Source organism: Staphylococcus caeli, assembly GCF_900097965.1.
In the GTDB taxonomy this organism is placed as follows: domain Bacteria; phylum Bacillota; class Bacilli; order Staphylococcales; family Staphylococcaceae; genus Staphylococcus; species Staphylococcus caeli.
Genome location: NZ_FMPG01000003.1, coordinates 77368 through 96582 on the forward strand (window position 1 = coordinate 77368; position 19215 = coordinate 96582).

20 protein-coding genes are annotated in these 19215 nt (G+C 34.6%); 6 read left to right on the forward strand and 14 right to left on the reverse strand.

The genetic code is table 11. From position 1 onward, the window contains the following. Positions 1–8: 8 nt before the first annotated feature. Entirely contained in the window at positions 9–1013 is a 1005-nt protein-coding gene (locus tag BJS11_RS05270; RefSeq protein WP_069995300.1) for a ThiF family adenylyltransferase, read from the reverse strand. A 226-nt stretch (positions 1014–1239) separates the two neighbouring features. Between BJS11_RS05270 and cudC the strand changes: the two genes are divergently transcribed. After that, positions 1240–1797, forward strand: a complete 558-nt coding sequence (cudC, locus tag BJS11_RS05275) for a choline uptake/conversion transcriptional regulator CudC (RefSeq protein WP_069995222.1) — start codon at positions 1240–1242, stop codon at positions 1795–1797. An 87-nt stretch (positions 1798–1884) separates the two neighbouring features. Here the strand turns inward: cudC and BJS11_RS05280 are convergent, their stop codons facing one another. The 8 genes from BJS11_RS05280 to BJS11_RS05315 form a co-directional block, all read right to left on the reverse strand. Then, on the reverse strand, positions 1885–2715 hold the full coding sequence (locus BJS11_RS05280; protein WP_069995221.1) for an MBL fold metallo-hydrolase: 831 nt from the start codon (positions 2713–2715) through the stop codon (positions 1885–1887). 218 nt (positions 2716–2933) lie between these two features. Then, positions 2934–3539: an ATP-binding cassette domain-containing protein gene (locus tag BJS11_RS05285; protein WP_069995220.1), complete on the reverse strand. Its 606-nt coding sequence runs from the start codon at positions 3537–3539 to the stop codon at positions 2934–2936. Then, positions 3540–4211: a molybdate ABC transporter permease subunit gene (gene modB / locus BJS11_RS05290; protein ID WP_069995219.1), complete on the reverse strand. Its 672-nt coding sequence runs from the start codon at positions 4209–4211 to the stop codon at positions 3540–3542. Between the two features lie 11 nt (positions 4212–4222). Further along, entirely contained in the window at positions 4223–5011 is a 789-nt protein-coding gene (modA, locus tag BJS11_RS05295; RefSeq protein WP_069995218.1) for a molybdate ABC transporter substrate-binding protein, read from the reverse strand. A gap of 135 nt (positions 5012–5146) precedes the next feature. Beyond that, a complete protein-coding gene (galT, locus tag BJS11_RS05300) occupies positions 5147–6637 on the reverse strand; it encodes a UDP-glucose--hexose-1-phosphate uridylyltransferase (RefSeq protein WP_069995217.1) in 1491 nt (496 codons plus the stop codon). A 3-nt stretch (positions 6638–6640) separates the two neighbouring features. Further along, on the reverse strand, positions 6641–7642 hold the full coding sequence (gene galE, locus BJS11_RS05305; RefSeq protein WP_069995216.1) for a UDP-glucose 4-epimerase GalE: 1002 nt from the start codon (positions 7640–7642) through the stop codon (positions 6641–6643). A 36-nt stretch (positions 7643–7678) separates the two neighbouring features. Continuing rightward, complete coding sequence (locus tag BJS11_RS05310; RefSeq protein ID WP_069995215.1) at positions 7679–8839, reverse strand: galactokinase; 1161 nt, start codon at positions 8837–8839, stop codon at positions 7679–7681. A gap of 101 nt (positions 8840–8940) precedes the next feature. After that, positions 8941–9948 (reverse strand): LacI family DNA-binding transcriptional regulator, encoded by a 1008-nt coding sequence (locus BJS11_RS05315; protein WP_069995214.1) that lies wholly within the window; start codon positions 9946–9948, stop codon positions 8941–8943. Between the two features lie 176 nt (positions 9949–10124). On the opposite strand from BJS11_RS05315, the gene fdhD reads away from it, so the two are divergent. Continuing rightward, complete coding sequence (gene fdhD, locus BJS11_RS05320) at positions 10125–10919, forward strand: formate dehydrogenase accessory sulfurtransferase FdhD (RefSeq protein WP_069995213.1); 795 nt, start codon at positions 10125–10127, stop codon at positions 10917–10919. 31 nt (positions 10920–10950) lie between these two features. Here fdhD and BJS11_RS05325 read toward each other — a convergent pair whose 3' ends face one another. The 4 genes from BJS11_RS05325 to BJS11_RS05340 all read right to left on the reverse strand — a co-directional run bounded on the left by BJS11_RS05325 (position 10951) and on the right by BJS11_RS05340 (position 14814). After that, on the reverse strand, positions 10951–11700 hold the full coding sequence (locus BJS11_RS05325) for a GNAT family N-acetyltransferase (protein ID WP_245167078.1): 750 nt from the start codon (positions 11698–11700) through the stop codon (positions 10951–10953). Positions 11701–11719: 19 nt separating this feature from the next. Beyond that, positions 11720–12268, reverse strand: coding sequence for a biotin transporter BioY (locus BJS11_RS05330; protein ID WP_069995212.1), 549 nt, complete (start codon positions 12266–12268; stop codon positions 11720–11722). 328 nt (positions 12269–12596) lie between these two features. Beyond that, positions 12597–13511, reverse strand: coding sequence for an ABC transporter substrate-binding protein (locus BJS11_RS05335; protein ID WP_069995211.1), 915 nt, complete (start codon positions 13509–13511; stop codon positions 12597–12599). A 151-nt stretch (positions 13512–13662) separates the two neighbouring features. Then, entirely contained in the window at positions 13663–14814 is a 1152-nt protein-coding gene (locus BJS11_RS05340) for an acyl-CoA dehydrogenase family protein (RefSeq protein WP_069995210.1), read from the reverse strand. A gap of 152 nt (positions 14815–14966) precedes the next feature. Between BJS11_RS05340 and BJS11_RS05345 the strand changes: the two genes are divergently transcribed. From BJS11_RS05345 to BJS11_RS05360, 4 genes are read left to right on the forward strand one after another with little or no spacing between them, the layout of a single operon-like run. Beyond that, on the forward strand, positions 14967–15716 hold the full coding sequence (locus BJS11_RS05345) for an amino acid ABC transporter ATP-binding protein (protein WP_069995209.1): 750 nt from the start codon (positions 14967–14969) through the stop codon (positions 15714–15716). A gap of 44 nt (positions 15717–15760) precedes the next feature. Further along, positions 15761–16567 carry an amino acid ABC transporter substrate-binding protein gene (locus BJS11_RS05350; RefSeq protein WP_374699928.1) on the forward strand — a complete coding sequence of 269 codons (807 nt, stop codon included), beginning with the start codon at positions 15761–15763 and terminating at the stop codon, positions 16565–16567. Continuing rightward, positions 16567–17250: an amino acid ABC transporter permease gene (locus BJS11_RS05355; protein WP_069995207.1), complete on the forward strand. Its 684-nt coding sequence runs from the start codon at positions 16567–16569 to the stop codon at positions 17248–17250. The genes BJS11_RS05350 and BJS11_RS05355 overlap by 1 nt, the downstream gene beginning before the upstream one ends. Before the next feature lie 12 nt (positions 17251–17262). Continuing rightward, positions 17263–17961 (forward strand): amino acid ABC transporter permease, encoded by a 699-nt coding sequence (locus BJS11_RS05360; protein ID WP_069995206.1) that lies wholly within the window; start codon positions 17263–17265, stop codon positions 17959–17961. Between the two features lie 131 nt (positions 17962–18092). Here the strand turns inward: BJS11_RS05360 and BJS11_RS05365 are convergent, their stop codons facing one another. Next, entirely contained in the window at positions 18093–19175 is a 1083-nt protein-coding gene (locus BJS11_RS05365; protein WP_069995205.1) for a PTS sugar transporter subunit IIC, read from the reverse strand. Positions 19176–19215 lie beyond the last annotated feature (40 nt).

The following is a 19215-nucleotide window of genomic DNA, read 5'->3' on the forward strand; positions in this document are numbered from 1 at the left end:
ATCCCCCTTTATCCAAAAAGTTGATTTATTAAATGAATTGCTTCTTGTGGACGCGTTGTACCATGTATAAGCATGCGTCCACTTGTAAAACTTACGATGCGATAACCTTTAAAGTGAAATTGTAATATATATGGATTTCTGTTATATACAATATGATGCTGTTCTAAGAATTTTTGGAGCATTTCCTGGGAAATATTAGGATTTACATACTGAACAGTATCTCTCCCACATAAGCTCGCATATTGTTTATTTGTTTCATTTAAAAAAGGATAGGTTGGTTGGTCACCACATGTTGGACACGTATCCCTCTTCAAACGACTAAATCCAAAGCTCATATGTGTGTCATCCCACAAATCACCATATGTTAATTTTGTTGGCACTGTATTCCCTGTGATTATTTTCAAAGTATCTCTCATTTGCAAGCTTGTAGTCATCGTTACAGCAGGTTGAATTACACCAACCGTATCACAGGTCATATTCATTACTGGCAATTGCGGTACTAAACAGTTAAAACACGGTGTTTCACCAGGAATAAAAGCAGCTTCAATATACGTACTTTGAACTACACCACCATAAACCCAAGGTATCTTTTGCTGATATGCAAAATCATTCAACAATTGTCTTGTTTCAAAATTATCAGTTGCATCTAATATTAGCGTGACATCTTTACAGCAATCCTCTAGAAATACTCGATCAACGTGCGCGATATGACTATGCAATATTATATCTTCACGAATTGCACGCAACATTTTTTCAGCCGCAACTACTTTAGGTAATGCTGCATTCGCATCTGCTTCAGTGAAGAGCGTTTGTCTCTGAAGATTACTATATTCAATATAATCTCTATCAACAATTGTGAGTGCTCCTATGCCTGAACGCGTTAGACTTTCTGCGAGGTGTGTACCTAATGCACCCATACCCACTATAAGCACGTGTGCCTGGCCAATGGTCTGTTGTCCCTTTGGTCCTATTTGCTTAAATAACATCTGTCTGGAATATCGATCTTGTGTCACACACATTTCCCTCTCTCTTCTTCATTATTTCTATTATAAAACTTGCCCCTTGATGACTCAATGTTTTGAATTGAAGATTTTGAAAATTAGCGATTTCCCTAATTATATTTTATAAACAAACTGTTGCGAGTTCAGTAATAAACAAGTGTATGATTATATATTAAAATATATCCAATTGAATAATGTTCGTGGTACAATTAATCAAATATGATTTAGAGGTGAACACATGACACACTTAAAGCACTATCAACAACAGTTAGAACAAGCAAAAGATATCGTCATTAACTCAATAGGTGAAACAATGGATCTCTATGGTGTGAATCGCAGTGTGGGCAACTTGTATGGCACAATGGTATTTGAACAAAAGAGTATGACTTTGGATGAAATGCGAACTGAACTTCAAATGAGCAAACCCAGTATGAGCGCTGGTGTGAAAAAATTACAAGAATTTGACGGTGTAAAACAACAGTTTATTCGTGGCAGTAGAAAGCAACATTTTATTGCAGAAAAAGATTTCTTCAACTTCTTCGGTAACTTTTTCTCCCAAAAATGGAATCGTGAAATTAAACTTAATCTGGTTGCAATACAACGTGCCGAAAAATTGTTACTACCTATATTAACTGCAGAAGATGCATCTCCAGAAGTTATTAAAGAAACTAAAGAAATGTTAGAACAAATTGACCACTCAAAAATATATTATGCATGGCTTTCTAGTTTGTCCGAAGCAATTCATACAGGTGAAATATTTGATTATTTCCCTATTCCAAATCAAATTACCGACTAATCGCTATAAACTAAGCCTAAGCAAATGGACGACCACCTGCTTAGGCTTAGTTTTTGTATTCAATTCAAAATGTCACCTTAGTAAATTTCAAGATTTAATTTTCAAGCCATCATATGCGATAGTACAATTAAGCCCATATTGACTTAAATGTTGTTCTAACATTGCGACATGTGTTTCATTTAAACCTTCTGTGGATTCTATATGCGTAAAATAAGTATGTTTCGCATTAATTGCGCGTGCGATTGCAACACTTTCATCAAAGCGTGACTCTCCTAATCTTTCAAGCATACCTTCTTCATGTATACGTTCTCCTGTTACTGGATTTACTTCATTACTCCCAAAAGGCAAAATAGCAATATCTACATTTTTAATATTATCACTTGGGGTATAATCTTTAATTTCATCCGGAATAATTAATATACGCTGCGTCGGTGTAACTATGTAAAAACCAAAAGCAATCGCTTGTGTCAGCTGAACATATTCTATTGTAGTTTTTCCAACTGTTATTTGTGCATCATTAGCAACCACATCATATTCAATGACACCAAGTGACTTTAAATAATTTAAATGATCCCAATGACCAAAATATTTTTTAAAATCTAACTTTTGTTGTTCTGTAAGATAGATTTTGGTTTTATTAGAATTTGGAGTTGAGTTAATAAAATCATAATTTAACGTTTCCCAAACTCTAATCCCCATCGTATGATCAGGATGCCAATGAGAATATAAACCTATTTTTATATCATAAATTTTTGAACGTCTCAATTGATAAAAGATATCCTCTGATGTATCAATTAACACCTTCAAATCATGAATATAAATCGCAGGTCCAGTTCTAACTATACTATCTTTATGTTGTGATACTGTTTTATATAATGAAGATATACCACCAGCTGTTCCTAGAAATTCAATTTCCATAGAGCCCAACCACCTTTGCTGTAAAATTACTCCTATTATAATGAAAGCCTACTAACTAAACAATGAATTTTTTATTTTTAAGTATAATGTATTAATAGACTGTTACGCATTTTTCTACAAACAATGAAAAAGCCGAGACATTGCTTTATGTCCCGACCTTAGCTTATATACAAGCATTACACTTTTATTCAATGACTAATATCCTCTATCCTCATCTGCTACGTTAAATGAATAACTTCGTGTGCCAAAGAAGTAGCTTCGTAGTTAGAATGTGTCACAAATATAATTGGTATTTGCCATTCATCAAAAATACTTCGAACTAGTGTCATACTTTCTTCTTTGGTAGCATCATCTAAACTAGAAAATGGTTCATCTAACAATATTAAATCCGGTTTTGTACTGAGTGTTCTAGCTAATGCAACGCGTTGTGCTTCACCACCAGACAATCGGATAGGGTATTGTTTTTTCAAATGATTGATATTCAGTTGTTTTATCAAACTGTCAATATGTTCAGATGGTTCTGCCATAAATGTAATATTATGATATACATCCATATTTGGAAAAAGTTGATAATCCTGAAATAAATATCCGATATTGCGTTTTTGGATTTTCACATCAATTTCATGCTCTGAATCCAAAATAATGCGTTCTTTAAGTTGTACGAAAGCCTTATCTGCTGGCTTCAAGCCAGCAATAATATTTAACAGTGTCGTTTTCCCAATACCAGACGAACCTTTAATCGCGTAGATTTTAGGTGTATCATCATCGATGTTTACTTCTAATAAATTATTATTCAAAAGGTGTGATAAATATATTTTCAACAATCAATCCACCTCCCGATAACGATCTCTGTTTAATACATTGATGGTCCCAATGACCGTAATCGCAAATGCTACAAGTACAAGCACCCAAAGCCATGCTTGGTTTTCTTTACCTTGTTCTACTAAAAAGTAGATTTCTAAAGGTAATGTATTAGTTTTATTTGGAATATAACCTGCAACCATCAATGTCGCACCAAATTCTCCAATTGCACGCGCAAAACTCATCATAATACCAGATAATATCGAACGTTTTGCTAAAGGTAAAATGAGCTTGAAAAATATTTTGTTTTCACTGGCTCCCATTGTCCGAGCCGTATTCAACATTTTATGATCGATGCTACGAAATCCTTGAACTGTATGTTGATACATTAACGGCAGACTAACAATGACAGAAGCGATGACCGCTCCAGTCAACGTAAACACAACAGGCAAGTGAAGTACATTAGTAAAAAATTCTCCGATTAAGCTTCGTGGCGAAAAAATAATTAATAATATAAACCCCATAACTGTAGGTGGTAACACAATAGGAAGTATAATGATACTTTCTAGAATCCTTGCTATCAAGCCGCGTCGCTGATATAACCATTTTGAGATGATTATGCCAACTAAAGCAACGATAACCGTACTAATACTTGCTACTTTAAGTGAAATCCAAAATGGTGTTATATCAGGCATCGTCAATCCTCCTAAGCGTCAAATTTATATTTTTTCAAAATTTCTTTAGCTTTATCTGTTTTTAAAAACTCAATCCATTCTTTGGCAACTTTTTTGTCGGAAATCGTAGCCGATTTATATATAATTGGCTTTTTCAATGCTGCAGTATTAATCTCTTTTACTTTACTGTCACCATTTTGTTGTGACTGATACAAATCCGTTTTATACACATAACCTAATTGTGCATTTCCTTTTTCAACATAATTCAACACTTGACGAACATCTTTTGCATAAACTAAATTCGATTTAACTTTGTCGAATAAGTTGTTATCTTTTAAATATTGTTCCGCGTATTTACCAGCTGGTACAGATTTCGCCTCGCCTATTGCTAATTTATCATTCGGTTTGATATCAGATACAGCTTTATAATTTGTATCTTTTTCACCAATAAGTACGAGTGTATTTTTCGCATAATCATATGTATGGTGTGCTTTGTCTTTATCGACTAACCCATCAACATCTTTGGTATTGGCTGACATGAAAACATCAACAGGCGCCCCTTTTTCAATTTGTTGTCTCAATGCACCTGAACCACCATAATTAAATGTAATATCTACATTTTTATGGTCTGCTGAAAACGCTTTTTCTAATTCTTTAGATACGTCAGTTAGACTTGCCGCTGCTGAAATTTGTAATTCTTGTTTTTTAGTGTCTTCATCTTTAGATTTTGAACTTTTATCTTTAGCGCTATTGTCATTTGAACATCCTGCTAAGACAAGACAACTTACTAACAATGCTATAATGAGATGCTTAAATTTCAAATTAGTCACTCCTTTTCCCTCATTATATGCCTGTCAAATTAAAAATAAAAGAGCAGAAATGTGAAAACAAATAACCATACTTGCCTTCACATACTGCTCTAGTTTTTTATTTCATACCAAAATTTCATCAAATATTTATAACGAAGCTATGAAACGCTTAAATGCTTGTTGCCCTTGTTCTGTATTTTTAAATACACCTGCATCTTCTAAAACACGCTTGAATTTATCGCCAACCGCTTTATCAACAATTTCATCAACATTATGCTGATCAAACTCATGCGCTTGTACCATCTCATCTGCCCATGTTTGATGTTGACCTAAATCAATGTCTCGTTCCCCTAAAAGATACGCTTTAACCTGTTGCAGTTCATCTTTCAATCGTCCTGGTAATATTGCTGTACCCATGACCTCGATAAGACCTATATTTTCTTTTTTTATATGCTGTACATCTTTATGAGGGTGAAAAATACCATCCGGATAGGTTTCAGAAGTTTGATTATCTCTTAACACTACATCTAATTCGTATTTACCTTCTCTGAATCGTGCTATTGGTGTAATTGTATGATGACATTCACCATCATCACTATATGCTTTAATATCAACTGCTGCATCCGAATATTCATTCCATGTATGCATCACATGCGTAGCAGCATTTATAAGTAAATCTCGATCTTCACTTTTTAATCGAATTACACTCATCGGCCAATTTAATGTACTTGCTTGAACATCTGGAAATGCCGCGATTCGAAAATGTTCAATTTCTGCTGCATTATCCATCGGGAAGATATGCTTACCACTTTGGTAATGATTGTGTGAAAGTATAGAACCTCCCACTAATGGTATATCTGCATTGGAACCAATGAAATAATGTGGAAACTGTTCAATGAAATCAAGTAAATTAATAAATGTCTGCTTATTGATTTGCATAGGTGTATGTTCTGCTGACAAGACAATACTATGTTCTTGGAAATAAGCATAAGGTGAGTATTGAAAGCCCCATGATTGACCGCCTAAATCTAAACGTATAACTCTATGATTTGTACGGGCTGCCTGTGTAACCGAACCTTTAAAGCCCTCATTTTCAAGACACAATGCACACTTTGGATAGTCAGTCGCTGGTGCTGCTTTTGCAGCTGCAATTTGTTTCGCATCTTTTTCAGGTTTTGATAAATTAATTGTTATTTCCATGTCCCCGTATTCTGTCGCTACTTCATAGTTAATATTATTTGCTATCGCATCTTCTTTAACATAGTGATTACGTTTAGCAATGTCATAAAAGTAATCTGTTGCTGCTTGTGGTGATTGTTCATACGCTGTTTTAAAATTACGATTAATTGTGGAAGGTCTAGGTGTAATTAAATCTAAAATTTGTGCTTCGACAATTTCTTTTACATATAATGCGTCATCTATAGATTGTTCAGTTACAGCTTGATTAATCCAATATTGTGCAATGTCATTAGCAGTAGCATTGTCGTTTAATGGCGCTTCGCTAGATAAATCAATGCCTTTGGCATTTAGTATATGCAATAGTTGGTTTTGTATATACATGGCATCTTCTTTTTCATAATCACCATACGTAATTGCTTGCGATATATATGCTTGTACTAAGTGTTGATTTAATAACATACGTTACCCCTCTCCATTGTCCTGATAACCATTTGGATGTTGGTGATGCCATTGCCAAGCAGAAGCGATAATATCATGTATATTATCATGTTGTGGCTTCCAGCCTAATAATGTTTGTGCCTTTTTGCTTGATGCCACTAACTTACTTGGATCACCTGCTCTTCTCGGTCCTACCTTTGCCTCAATTGGATTTCCAGTAACTTTTCGTGCTGCCTCTAGTATTTCAAATACTGAATATCCTTGGCTACTTCCTAAATTAAAGGCCCCAGATTCTCCACCTTTTTGTAAATATTGATACGCTAAAATGTGGGCATCAATCAAATCTACAACATGTAAATAATCTCGAATACATGAACCATCTTCAGTATCGTAATCATCGCCGAATATTGTTAACGCGTCTCGTTGACCCAATGCAACTTGTAATACAATCGGCACTAAATGCGTTTCTGGTCTATGGTCTTCTCCTATAGTGCCATCTTCTTTCGCACCCGCTACATTAAAATAGCGTAACGCAGCGTAATTTACACCATAAGCATTATGACTCCAGTGCATCATTTTTTCCATAATCAACTTACTTTCACCATAAGGACTCGTTGGCGTCTTAGAATCATCTTCAGTAATTGGCACTGTATCAGGTTCTCCATATACAGCAGCTGTAGAAGAGAAAATAATATGTTGAACTTGATGCTCATACATAACTTCTAATAATACTTGTAGTCCGTGAACATTGTTATTAAAGTATGCTAATGGCTTTTCAACTGATTCTCCAACTAATGAATAAGCACAGAAATGGAACACACCTTCAATAGACTCATCTGTAAATACTTGGTTTAAGAATGTTTTGTTGCGAATATCTCCTTCGTAAAAACGTGCATCTTTATGCACTGCTTCTCTGTGACCTGTCCCCAAATTGTCAACAACAATAACGTCATATCCTCTGCTAATCAACTGATCTACCGCATGACTACCTATATAACCTGCGCCACCTAATACTAATACAGACATATAAACAATCCTTCCTCTACTATATTATAGACATACTTACAGCGATTTAACGCCATCGCTTATACCTACATGATAAAATGATGGTGCATATCCAATGCGTTCGGTATAAATACGTGAAACTGTTTCTTCCAACTGTGGAATATTGTTTTTATGCACTAAAGCAATGGCACAACCAGCAAAGCCTGCACCTGTCATTCGAGCCCCTAATACGCCCTCTACTTGTTGCGCTGTTTCTGCTAATGTATCCAATTCTACACCAGTCACTTCATAATCATCTTTTAATGATGCATGAGAAGCATTGAGCAGTGCACCAAATTGAACAAAGTCATTCTCTGATAATGCTGTGTATGCCAACTTAGTTCTTTCATTTTCCAACACGGCATGTTTTGCTCTACGTCTTTCAATATCATCTTTAATTAGATGCTTGTGCGTCTCGAATTGTTCCGGAGTTAAATCACCCAATGTTACTATATCAAGTGTCTGTTGTAATTGTGCCAATGCAGATTCACACTCCGCACGTCGTTCGTTATATTTACTTTCAGTTAATGATCGACGTTTATTGGTATTCATTATAGAAATAACATAATCACCAAATTTCGCAGGTACATATTGGTATTCAAGTGTCGCAGTATCAAGTAAAATTGCTTTCTCCGCTTTACCCAAACCAATAATAAATTGATCCATAATACCAGAATTAACACCCATAAAATGATTCTCAACACGTTGCCCAATTTTGATAAGCTCTAAGCGCTCTAAATCTAAATCAAATAGCGCTTTAATGAGCCAACCTGTTAACAATTCAATGGAAGCTGAAGAAGAAAGGCTCGCACCATTAGGTATGTTACCTTCTATTAAAATATTAAATCCGTGGTTAATCGTCTTAAACTGTTCCGATAAATATTTAATCACACCTTTAGGATAATTTGCCCAATCGTGTGATGCATCAAATACTAATTCATCTAATGAAAAAGATACAATGCCTTGTGATTCAAAATTATTTGAATACAATTGGATTTGTTCATCCTCTCTTCTTGATGCTAAGCCATACGTACCAAGCTCTATAGCCGCCGGAAAAACATAACCACCATTATAATCTGTATGTTCGCCAATCAAATTGATACGTCCCGGTGCAAACGCACTCACATCCGCAGCTTCGTTAAATAATTTTTCGAATTTTTCATGCATTGACTGTAACACTACTCACCACTCCTTTTTTAAACATACCATCATCATAAATAACATTAGTAAACTTAACAAAAGTTTACTTGTTTACTTAATGTTTTGTCAATATACATTATCTAAAACTTAAACGTATTACGCATTTTCAATTGTGCTTCAACTACAACATGTATCGCATTCTGTCTTGTATTGTTAATACGCTCCTCTGCCATCCTTACAGCAGTTCTACCAAATTCATCAACTGGAATATGTACACTACTCATCGAAGGCACCACATATTGAATCACTTCTGAATCATTGAAACTAATTAACTTCACATCATTTGGAACATCAATTTTCTTGTCCTGTAGCTGTTGTAATATACCAATAGCAATCATATCATTACCTGCTATAAACACTTGTGGCAGGCTATCGAATTCAGCAAAAAAATGATTCAACGCTACTTCTCCATGTTCTTTCTTCCATCCATTAAGCAGAGTGATTGGTTGTATATCATGCGTTGCACACCAATCTTTATATGCTTGATATCTAACATCTGTTGCTTGTGAAGTTGTCGTACCATCTAGCTCTCTAATCGTATGATTTCCACCTACATATGCGATATCAGTCAATCCTTGTTCTTTTATTAAATCAAGTAAATGTGTCATCGCATAACTTAAATCTGAATATACTGCATCAATAGATTTAGGCGCTTGAGGATTATTAATGACTACCATATTCGCATTATGTGATTTCAGATGCTTTAATGCTTTAATAGAAAAATTGCCTATTACAATGATAGCACCGGCTTTTTCAACTTTCTTTGCATCAACGATGTCATCCTGTTGACCATCGATACGAATCGTACGTTTCAATGATAAATTCAATCGTTTTACTTCCGCTTCAATAGCTAATCGAATTTCTCTATAATATGGATCTGACATCTCTTTTGCGCGCGATGCATATGTAATAATTTGAATACTTTTATTTTTTCGAGTAGTTTTTTGATATTTTAGTTCACCTGCAATATGATGAATACGCTGTCTCGTATCATCTGCTACTGATAATGTAGGATCGTTATTTAATACACGAGAAACAGTTCCAGGACTGACTTTGGCTTGTCGTGCTATATCCCTAATACTTGCCAATGCACTTGCCACCTCTTTCATAATTTGTTTACTTTAAGTTTACTTATCTATTTTACTAAAATCAATTATGAATACATATATTATGTAGCTACAGATTATCTTCAATCAAACTGATTCTTTTTTTTAAAAGTCAAAATACGCTAAAATAGAAACTGAAGTTGAAATGAGGTGTAAGTATGCACGAAGATGTATTAACAAATCAACCTATCATTCGCTATGAAAATGGCAAATTGGTTGAAAAAAAAGATCAATATGTTACAGAATTCCCTCTAACAATCATGGTCAACGGCGAAGAATTTGCAACTGTGATTTGTAGCCCAAATCACCTTGAAGAACTCACATTAGGTTTTTTAGCTTCAGAAGGTGCAATCTTAAAGCGAGAAGATTTAAAATCTATACAAATTGATGACAGTAAAGGGTTTGCTCACGTAGAATTAACTAAATCATTAGGTGAAAGATTTGAATATTCAACAAAACGTATGATTGCTTCTTGTTGTGGTAAAAGTAGAGAATTTTATTTCCAAAATGATGCTGCAATCGCAAAAACATCCATGTCAAAAATCATCTTAAATCCTACTCAGGTACTTAATATGATGACTCGACTACAAAGCGCAAGTGCAGTGTTCAAACAAACAGGTGGACTACATAATGCAGCAATCAGTGATGGCGATACTTTCTTTGAACATCGACAAGATATTGGACGTCACAATGCTTTAGATAAATTATATGGATACTGTATCGAACGTCATATTCCCGTCCGTAATAAAGTGCTAATATTCAGTGGACGTATCTCATCAGAAATATTGATAAAAGCTGCTAAAATAGGCGTCGGTGTTATTCTTTCTAAATCCGCACCAACCACTTTAGCAATTACACTTGCTCAGGATTTAAATATTACAGCAATTGGTTTTATAAGAGATGGCAACTTTAATATTTATAGCCATCCAGAACGTATAAAAATAGCGGAGTAATGGTTGTTTTATATTCAACCACGACTCCGCTTTATATATTTTCTTTAAGTATTTGATAACGATAACTAATAAATGTATACCCTTGCTTAACATACATATCTTTAGCACTATCCTCACCATCTGCAAGCAAAATGATTGTCTTATCTTTGACTGATGATGCTACAAATGCTTGCATAGCACTACCAATACCCTGTTTTTGATATTTATGTACCACACCAAAGGCATCTATTTCAGCTGTATGCGCACCAATAATTAAATCCATGATGCCAACAGGCGTTGCTTCTTTGTATGCAATTACCCTGCATTTTTGCTCCGATTCAAATTGATTACGAATTACTTGCACACTTTGTTCAACATAGTCCTGCCCATATGGTTCCGCAAATATACGATGCACCTTAATATAATCTTCAAGTGTTTCCTCTGTAACAAACGCAACATCGACACCATGATAATCATGCATATTAACGTCACTCGCTTCTATCGCATAAAGTTCCATTAACCCTAATTCAAACCCCTGTGCTTCGATTTCGTGTAACCACTGTACGGAAGGTGTGACGTTTTCCGGAAAAGTAAATGCAAGATGCGACGAACCTTGATTATGGTGCATACTTAATTGTGCTGATTGATCTACTTGCCAAGTTTCTAGTGTAGGCATGGTCTTATATATCCACTTATTTGTATCATATACTAATGGCTCGTTAGGTGTTAAATAAATAGTCTTTCTCTGATCATCACTGTAAATTTTACCTTCTTGAAAAATGTCACTCATTGAAACAATCATTATTTAGTCACCTAACCTTTTATTTTAATAATTGCTTAAATCGACTGTGATTCAACATGATATTACCAATTAAACTGGCTATAACTGCTTTCACGACATCACCAGGCATAAAGACAAAAGATAGCATGATTGATTTGGAAATTGGTAAGTTTGTCATAACGCCCATGATTATCGTACCTACTATATCTAAAAGTACGACTCCAATCACAATAGTTGTACCTAATAATACAACAAAATTAATTTTATTAAAATAGATGTCTCTTAGAAATCCTATTAAATATGTAACGACTGGATACATGAATAAGAAACCTGCTGAAGGGCCTGCAAAGACACCAATACCGCCACGACCACCGGATAATAGTGGTAATCCTGCCGCGACAAGTAATAATAATACAATAACACTCAACGTACCATATTTACGTCCTAATAAAATTGCGGCTAAGAAAATACCTATATTTTGCAATACGATGGGTACCGGCATTATTGGTAGTGGAATTGCGGGTACAAACCCCATAACTGCAATAATTGCTGTCATCAATGCTGTATATACTAAATGTTTTGTAGTCATGCTTAAACCTCCTTGATGAAAGCATTATATCACTATTGTAAACTTATATAAATAAAAAGTTTACAATTATTAATATACTTCTTTCCTCTAAAAGTTAGGTCGTTAAAACTTCACCATTTTTTTAAATTACAAATTAAAAATAGACATATGAAATCATGATCATTCTCATAATTTCATATGCCTATTGCTTTACCCAATTCAATTTAGGAGTGGGATAGAAAACAATTTTTCTAACAGAGTTTTCATAGTCTCACCCCATCGAAATAGAATCTGTGACATCTATTTTTATCTCAGTTTCTTTTGGCGTGTTTGTACTGATGTTTTCTTTTTATTTATTTAAAAATTTCTCTTTTAAGTCTTTTCTCATGTATTCAAGTGTATATGGATCGTTGTACCAATAAGTCTCTGCTTGAACTTGAATGACATTATCATTTTTCACAGCAGGAATATTTTTCCATAATTCCGTCTTTTCATAAGCAGGTTTAGCTTTACCTTCACTTGTTGAAACAATATAATCGCCAGCATAGTCAGCAACCTTCTCTTGTTTCACTTCAGCCCAGCCTTCTTTTTTAACTAAATCGTTAAGTTTATCTGGAATTTTAAGTCCAAATGCCTGATAAATGACTTCTCCACCACGACCCCAGTTTGGTCCATAGCTGTATAGTTTTTTGTCAAATTCATCAAAAATAGATACCGTGGCATCTTCACCAATCTTGGCTTTGATGTCCTCTCCATCTTTTTTAGTTTCAGACTTCCATTTATCTTCCCAAGATTTTACCTTATCTTCTTTACCGAGTAATTTACCTAGTTCTCTTTGTTGATCTAAATATTTATGTTTTCCATAATCATAAACAACGGTTGGCGCAATTTTTTGATATTTTTTGATATTCTTGTCAGTTGAATAAACTACGATTAAGTCTGGTTTTGATTTTGCTACCTTTTCAACATCGTTTTCACCAATTTTTTCTACGCCTTTAAACTTATCTTTCAACAATTTACTGCTATCTACTTGCTCATTCACAGCAACAATTTTCCCACCAAGATATTTAATACCACCAGCATATGTCGGAGCAACAACAGCTATGCGTTGGGGATCTTTCGGGATATCGATTTTCTTCCCATTATCTAATTTATATGATTTTGTCTCGGCTTTTTTATCCTTATTTGAACCACTATCTGATTGATTTCCACATGCAGCCAATATAAGCATTAAAACTATTAACGGAAACAATAATTTTTTCATAACTTTCCTCCATTGAAAATGATTATCAGTACTATTTGATTATATAATGTTCCTAGTAAATTTACAATAGTAATTGTATGAATTTTAATTTTTGATAAATAAAAAAAAGCATTTAGACATATAATCTAAATGCTAAAAATATTATTTTGTTTTAAAAATGCCCTAACACGCTATGTGCAATGTTCGTATAAGCCATATCTTCCATAGGCGGATTATGCAATCCTGCACGCATATCTCTATAGTATCTTTGCAATGGGCGCTCCATTTCTAAACTTTTAGCCCCGACAATTCGCATTGCAATATCAATCACTTCTAATCCTTGATTCATTACTAACACTTTACTTGCTGACGTCTCATTCCAAACTGGTGTCTTAACTTTTTTTTCTACATAAAGTGCAGCTGTACTCCATAAGAAATGACGTGCCGACAGTAAGAGCGACTCCATTTTACCAATATTTTGCTGAACTGTTGGCAAATCACCAATGGTTCCATCAATACTGTTCGGACTATATGTTTGAGCGAATTCAACTGCATAGTCCCTTGCAGCTTGCGCTATTCCTAAATAAACACTCGGAATATGTAATATCCAACCATTAGGTTTCTTTCCTCCTGCACCTCTAATTTCTACAAAATTTTCTTGTGGCACATGGACATCGTTAAGTATCAAATCATGACTTTCTGTAGCACGCATACCTACCATATCCCAGTTATCTGCAATTTCTATACCTGGCGTATCTTTATCAATTAAGAAAAACCCTATCTGATCTATTTCATCATAATATGCACTTACAATAAAATGCGTTAGCCCTTTACTCATTGAAGTAAAAGTCTTCACTCCATTCAGTTTAAAGCCATCATTGAGTTTTACAGCATTTGTTGCTGGTCGGCCCCCTCTTGTTGGACTACCCGTTTCTGCTTCACTAACTGCGCGATTCACTAATGCACCTTGACACACTGCTTCTGCGAATGCATTTAACATTTCTGGTTGCCACATTTTTTGTTCGAATAATTGGCCAACTACACTTAAATGCCAACCGATAGACAATGCAGTGGCGCCATCGATTGCTCCCAGATAACTTTGAAGTATCACCATATCTTCTATAGTAGCACCTTCACCACCATACGCTTTTGGTAAAGTTAATAATGTATAGCCTTCATTGACAAGCCATTCTATATTTTCATATGGAAAACGTGAATGTAAATCATTGTATTCAGCGTGTGATTTGAATGTTTCCTTCACAGTCTCAAATTTTGCTATCCATTTCTTTTGAATTTCTGTATGTATTAATGCAGAAACCTCCATTACCTTTCACCTCATCCATCAAATTTTCACTATTAAATATAAGTTTAACACTCGCTATGACTGAAATAAAGGTTTTGAAGCTAAAAATCCTTACTTTACCGATAAGAATTAATATGATAGTTTATAATTACTGTAATACTGGGGGGATAAATATGATTAATGTAAGTCATCTTATACATAAGTACAATGATCATTTGATACTAAATGATGTAAGCTTCACACAACCAAAGGGAACTGTCACCGCAATTATTGGTCCAAGTGGTTCGGGAAAAACGACGCTACTTCGAACATTAAATGCACTTGCACTTCCTAAATCAGGGACTATTACAATAGGAGAAGACACGTTTGATGCTTCAAGTTTCACTAAAAAAGATGTTTTTCAGTTGCGTCAAAAGTCAGCAATGGTCTTCCAAAATTATAACCTTTTTAAAAATAAAACTATTTTAGAAAATATTACTGTGGGTTTAAAACACGGTAAAAAATATAATACATCAAAAGCCAACAATATTGCATTATCTTACCTAGAACGTATTAATTTATTAAATCAAAAAGATAAATATCCAATTCAACTATCTGGTGGACAAAGTCAACGTATTGGAATTATTCGTGCGCTAGCTTTGAATCCAGAAGTACTGTTACTTGATGAACCTACCTCAGCATTAGATCCAGAATCTATCCAAAGTGTACTATCACTTATTAAATCCATTGCTCAAGAAGGTATGACGATGGTCTTAGTCACCCACGAAATACAATTTGCAAAAGCAGTTGCCGATCAAATACTTTTTATTGATGAAGGACAAATTATTCATCGTGGCACACCTAAAGAAGTACTGGAACATTCCAATTCAGATAGAATTCAACGCTTCTTAAACCATGTCAGCACGGAGCGTGATGATCAATGATAATTAGTAAAAAGCGAATTTTTATTCTGCTATGTGCTATCTGTATGTTATTAACTGCTTGTCATAACAATCATCGTTCAAATAAAAATACCCATAAAAATGAAGTTAAAGTTGCATTATCTGCAGAAGTTAACCCACCCTATCTATATACTAATAAAAAAAATGAATTTATTGGTCTGGATATGGAATATATGAAATTACTCGAACATAAATTACCACAGTATGATTTTAAATATGAAGTTGGTGAAGAGGAATCAAATTTAGTAGGCATCGGTGCTGGAAAATTTGATATGGGCATTAATTGGTTTTTTAAGACACCAGAACGCGAGAAGCAATTTTTATATCAGGACGTTCCATATAGTTATGCGCTTCCTATGCTGGTCGTTAATCAAAATAATAAAGATATTCATAGCTTAGATGATTTACCTGGTAAGAAGCTTACACCTATGGCTCCGAGTGGTGGTCTCTATTCTATTTTATCTGAGTATAATAAGCATCATAATGACAAAATTGATATCGATACTATTCAAGAGCCATCGAATGGCGATAATTTGAAAATGGTTAGCCAGCAACGTCGAGATGCGATGTTGTTAAATTGGAATACATATCAAGCAATACAGTCACAAGTTAAAGAAGACGTTAAAATAGGTGGCATAGTCAAAAAAGAACCCCTTCACATTGTATATAATAAAAAACACCACAAGCTTCATGATGACATTGACCGTGCCACATTAGAATTAAAAAAAGAAGGAAAGTTACAGGCACTTTCAGAAAAATATTTTGATATCAATCTCTTCGAAGATTTAAACGACATTAATAGAAAAAAATCACAATTGGAGGTGCAACGCTAATGCAATCTGTAAATTGGTTAGACTTATTGAGTCAAGTTTTACAACAATTACCAATAACCTTACTAATGATTGTTACATCACTCATCTTTGCTCTAATTCTTGGTTTCATACTAGCTATTGTGCGCATTCGCAAAATCAAGATATTGACTCCTATTGTACGGCTATATCTTTCATTTATTCGAAGCACACCATTACTATTGCAACTATTTTTAGTTTATTTTGCTTTGCCACAATTATTATTACTCGTACATATCGATATCAATCATTTTAGCAGGTTGTTCTTTGTCATTTTAGCTTTCACTTTACACACAGGTGCTTATTTATCAGAAATTATACGTGCTGGATATCAATCTGTAGATTATCGTCAAATAGAGGCTGGCTTATCCATTGGTTTAAGTTATCCTAGAATATTAAAAGAAATTGTTATACCACAAGCATTACGTAACAGTATTCCAAATTTAACAACACAGATTATTGAACTTGTTAAAGATACTTCCTTAGCTTTTACTATTGGCATCATCGACATGATGGGTCAAGTTAAGCTTATCATTGGTAACAACTACGGGTTAGGTATGTTAGAAGTTTATATCGTCATCTCTATCGTTTATTGGATGATTGCTTTGATAATTCAAGGAACACTTGCACTTATTGATAAACGTAGTCAAAAGCCATACCGAATTTAAGGAGGAACAAATATGACTTTCATTATATATACAATAACTGAAGTGCTTAAAGGTGTTCCTAATACAATTTTAATTTCAATTGTCGCAATTATGGTTGGTCTATGTATAGGATTGATTTTTGCAATAATTCGATTAAAACGCATACCTATGCTGTCACAACTAATTATTGTGTATAATTCATTTTTTAGAAGCACACCGCTCATCGTTCAATTATTTATTGTCTATTATGGTTTGCCGACTTTCATCATTTACTTGAACAAACAACTAAATTGGCACATAAATCCAGATATATTCTCACCATTGATTATTGCTTTTATTGTGTTTTCATTACATGCCATCGCCTATCTTTCGGAATCCATTAAAGGTGGGTTGCAATCCGTTGATGCTGATCAAATTGAAGCCGCTCAATCTGTGGGATTAACTAAGTACCATATCTATAAAGAAATTGTATTACCACAGGCTTTTGCGTATGCATTACCTAATATTGAAAATCAATTCATTATGCTAATTAAAGGAACATCCCTAGCATTTGCCGTCCAAGTCACGGAAATTATGGCTGTCAGTCATGTTATTGCCAATGAAGGCTATCGGTTCATAACAGTCTACTCAGTTGCGGCAGCATTTTACTGGCTATTAGCGATTGGCTTAGAATATATTTTCAGTAAAATGGAGAAGCATACAACCCGCTATTTAGAAACGAATGCTATTTAATTTAGCGTAATAGTATTTGCCTTTATCATGACTGTCTAAATATAAAGCTACAAAATACAGTAAAACGCCCGTGTCGATATTTAATTATCAACACGGGCGTTTTTATGTTTATTTGGACTTCTAATAAGACATTACAGTGCTAAGCTTTCCGCATATTGACGTTTGAGCTTGTAGTACTGTTTTACCTTTTTAGGCATTGTGCCATTTTGAAGTTCTTGTTTTGTAATAATAGGATAATTTTTAAATACTAATGAACCGAGATAACCACATATAGCACTACTAGCTGCACACATACATGCAACAGCTATAACTGTTAATGCATTATTGAAGCCAAACATGACCATTAATCCTGCGATTGGAGTTGCTGTACCTGTAGCATCATTGACTAAACCAAATGAGGCAATAATGATACCTGAAATTGCACCACCTGCAAAATTAGTCAAGTAAACTGGCACAGGATTCGCTGTAACAATATCTGCTTGAGATAACGGCTCAATTGCAACAGAAATCGTTGTTTTACGATCGCCAAATTTCATACGTTTAAATAAGACAAAGTTCATAAAGGAAGAACCAAATACGGCAAGTGCACCGATGGCCATTGGCGTACCTGTCAATCCTAATAACGCAGTTAATGCCATAGAACTTAATGGTGCTGTTGCAACAACTGTGATGATACCACCTAGTACAATGCCCATTAATATAGGACTAGACGTTGTAGAGTCTTTAATAATATTTCCAATTTGAACTAATGTAGCATCTACAACAGGTGTTGTTCCCATTGCAATCAATCTTGTGATTGGAGCAATAACGATAATTGCAGCAATCAAATCAAGACCGTCTGGTAATTTTTGTTCCATCCATTTCATTCCAAAACTTGCAATATATGCTGCAACAAATCCTGGTAATAAATCCATATTCCCACATGCGACAGCTATAACAAATGCATATACCGGGGATACGCCCATCGCTAAAGCAACTAAACCAGCAGCAGCAACACCGCCAAGTCCCCCTGCCGCTTCACCAAGTTGCCCTAAAAAAGGAATACCAAACAAATCTCCGCCTACATACTTATGAAATGCTTCTACTAGAAATGATGCAATCGCTGCATTTGCAAGTGCACCCATTGCCTTACCACCATTGGGCGCCTTACTTGTAAACAATGTAAATAAACATAAAACAATACCTAAAAATATAATCCCTATTAGTAAATTCATAATAACACCTTTCCCAATCTCTTTGAATGCGCTTTCATTT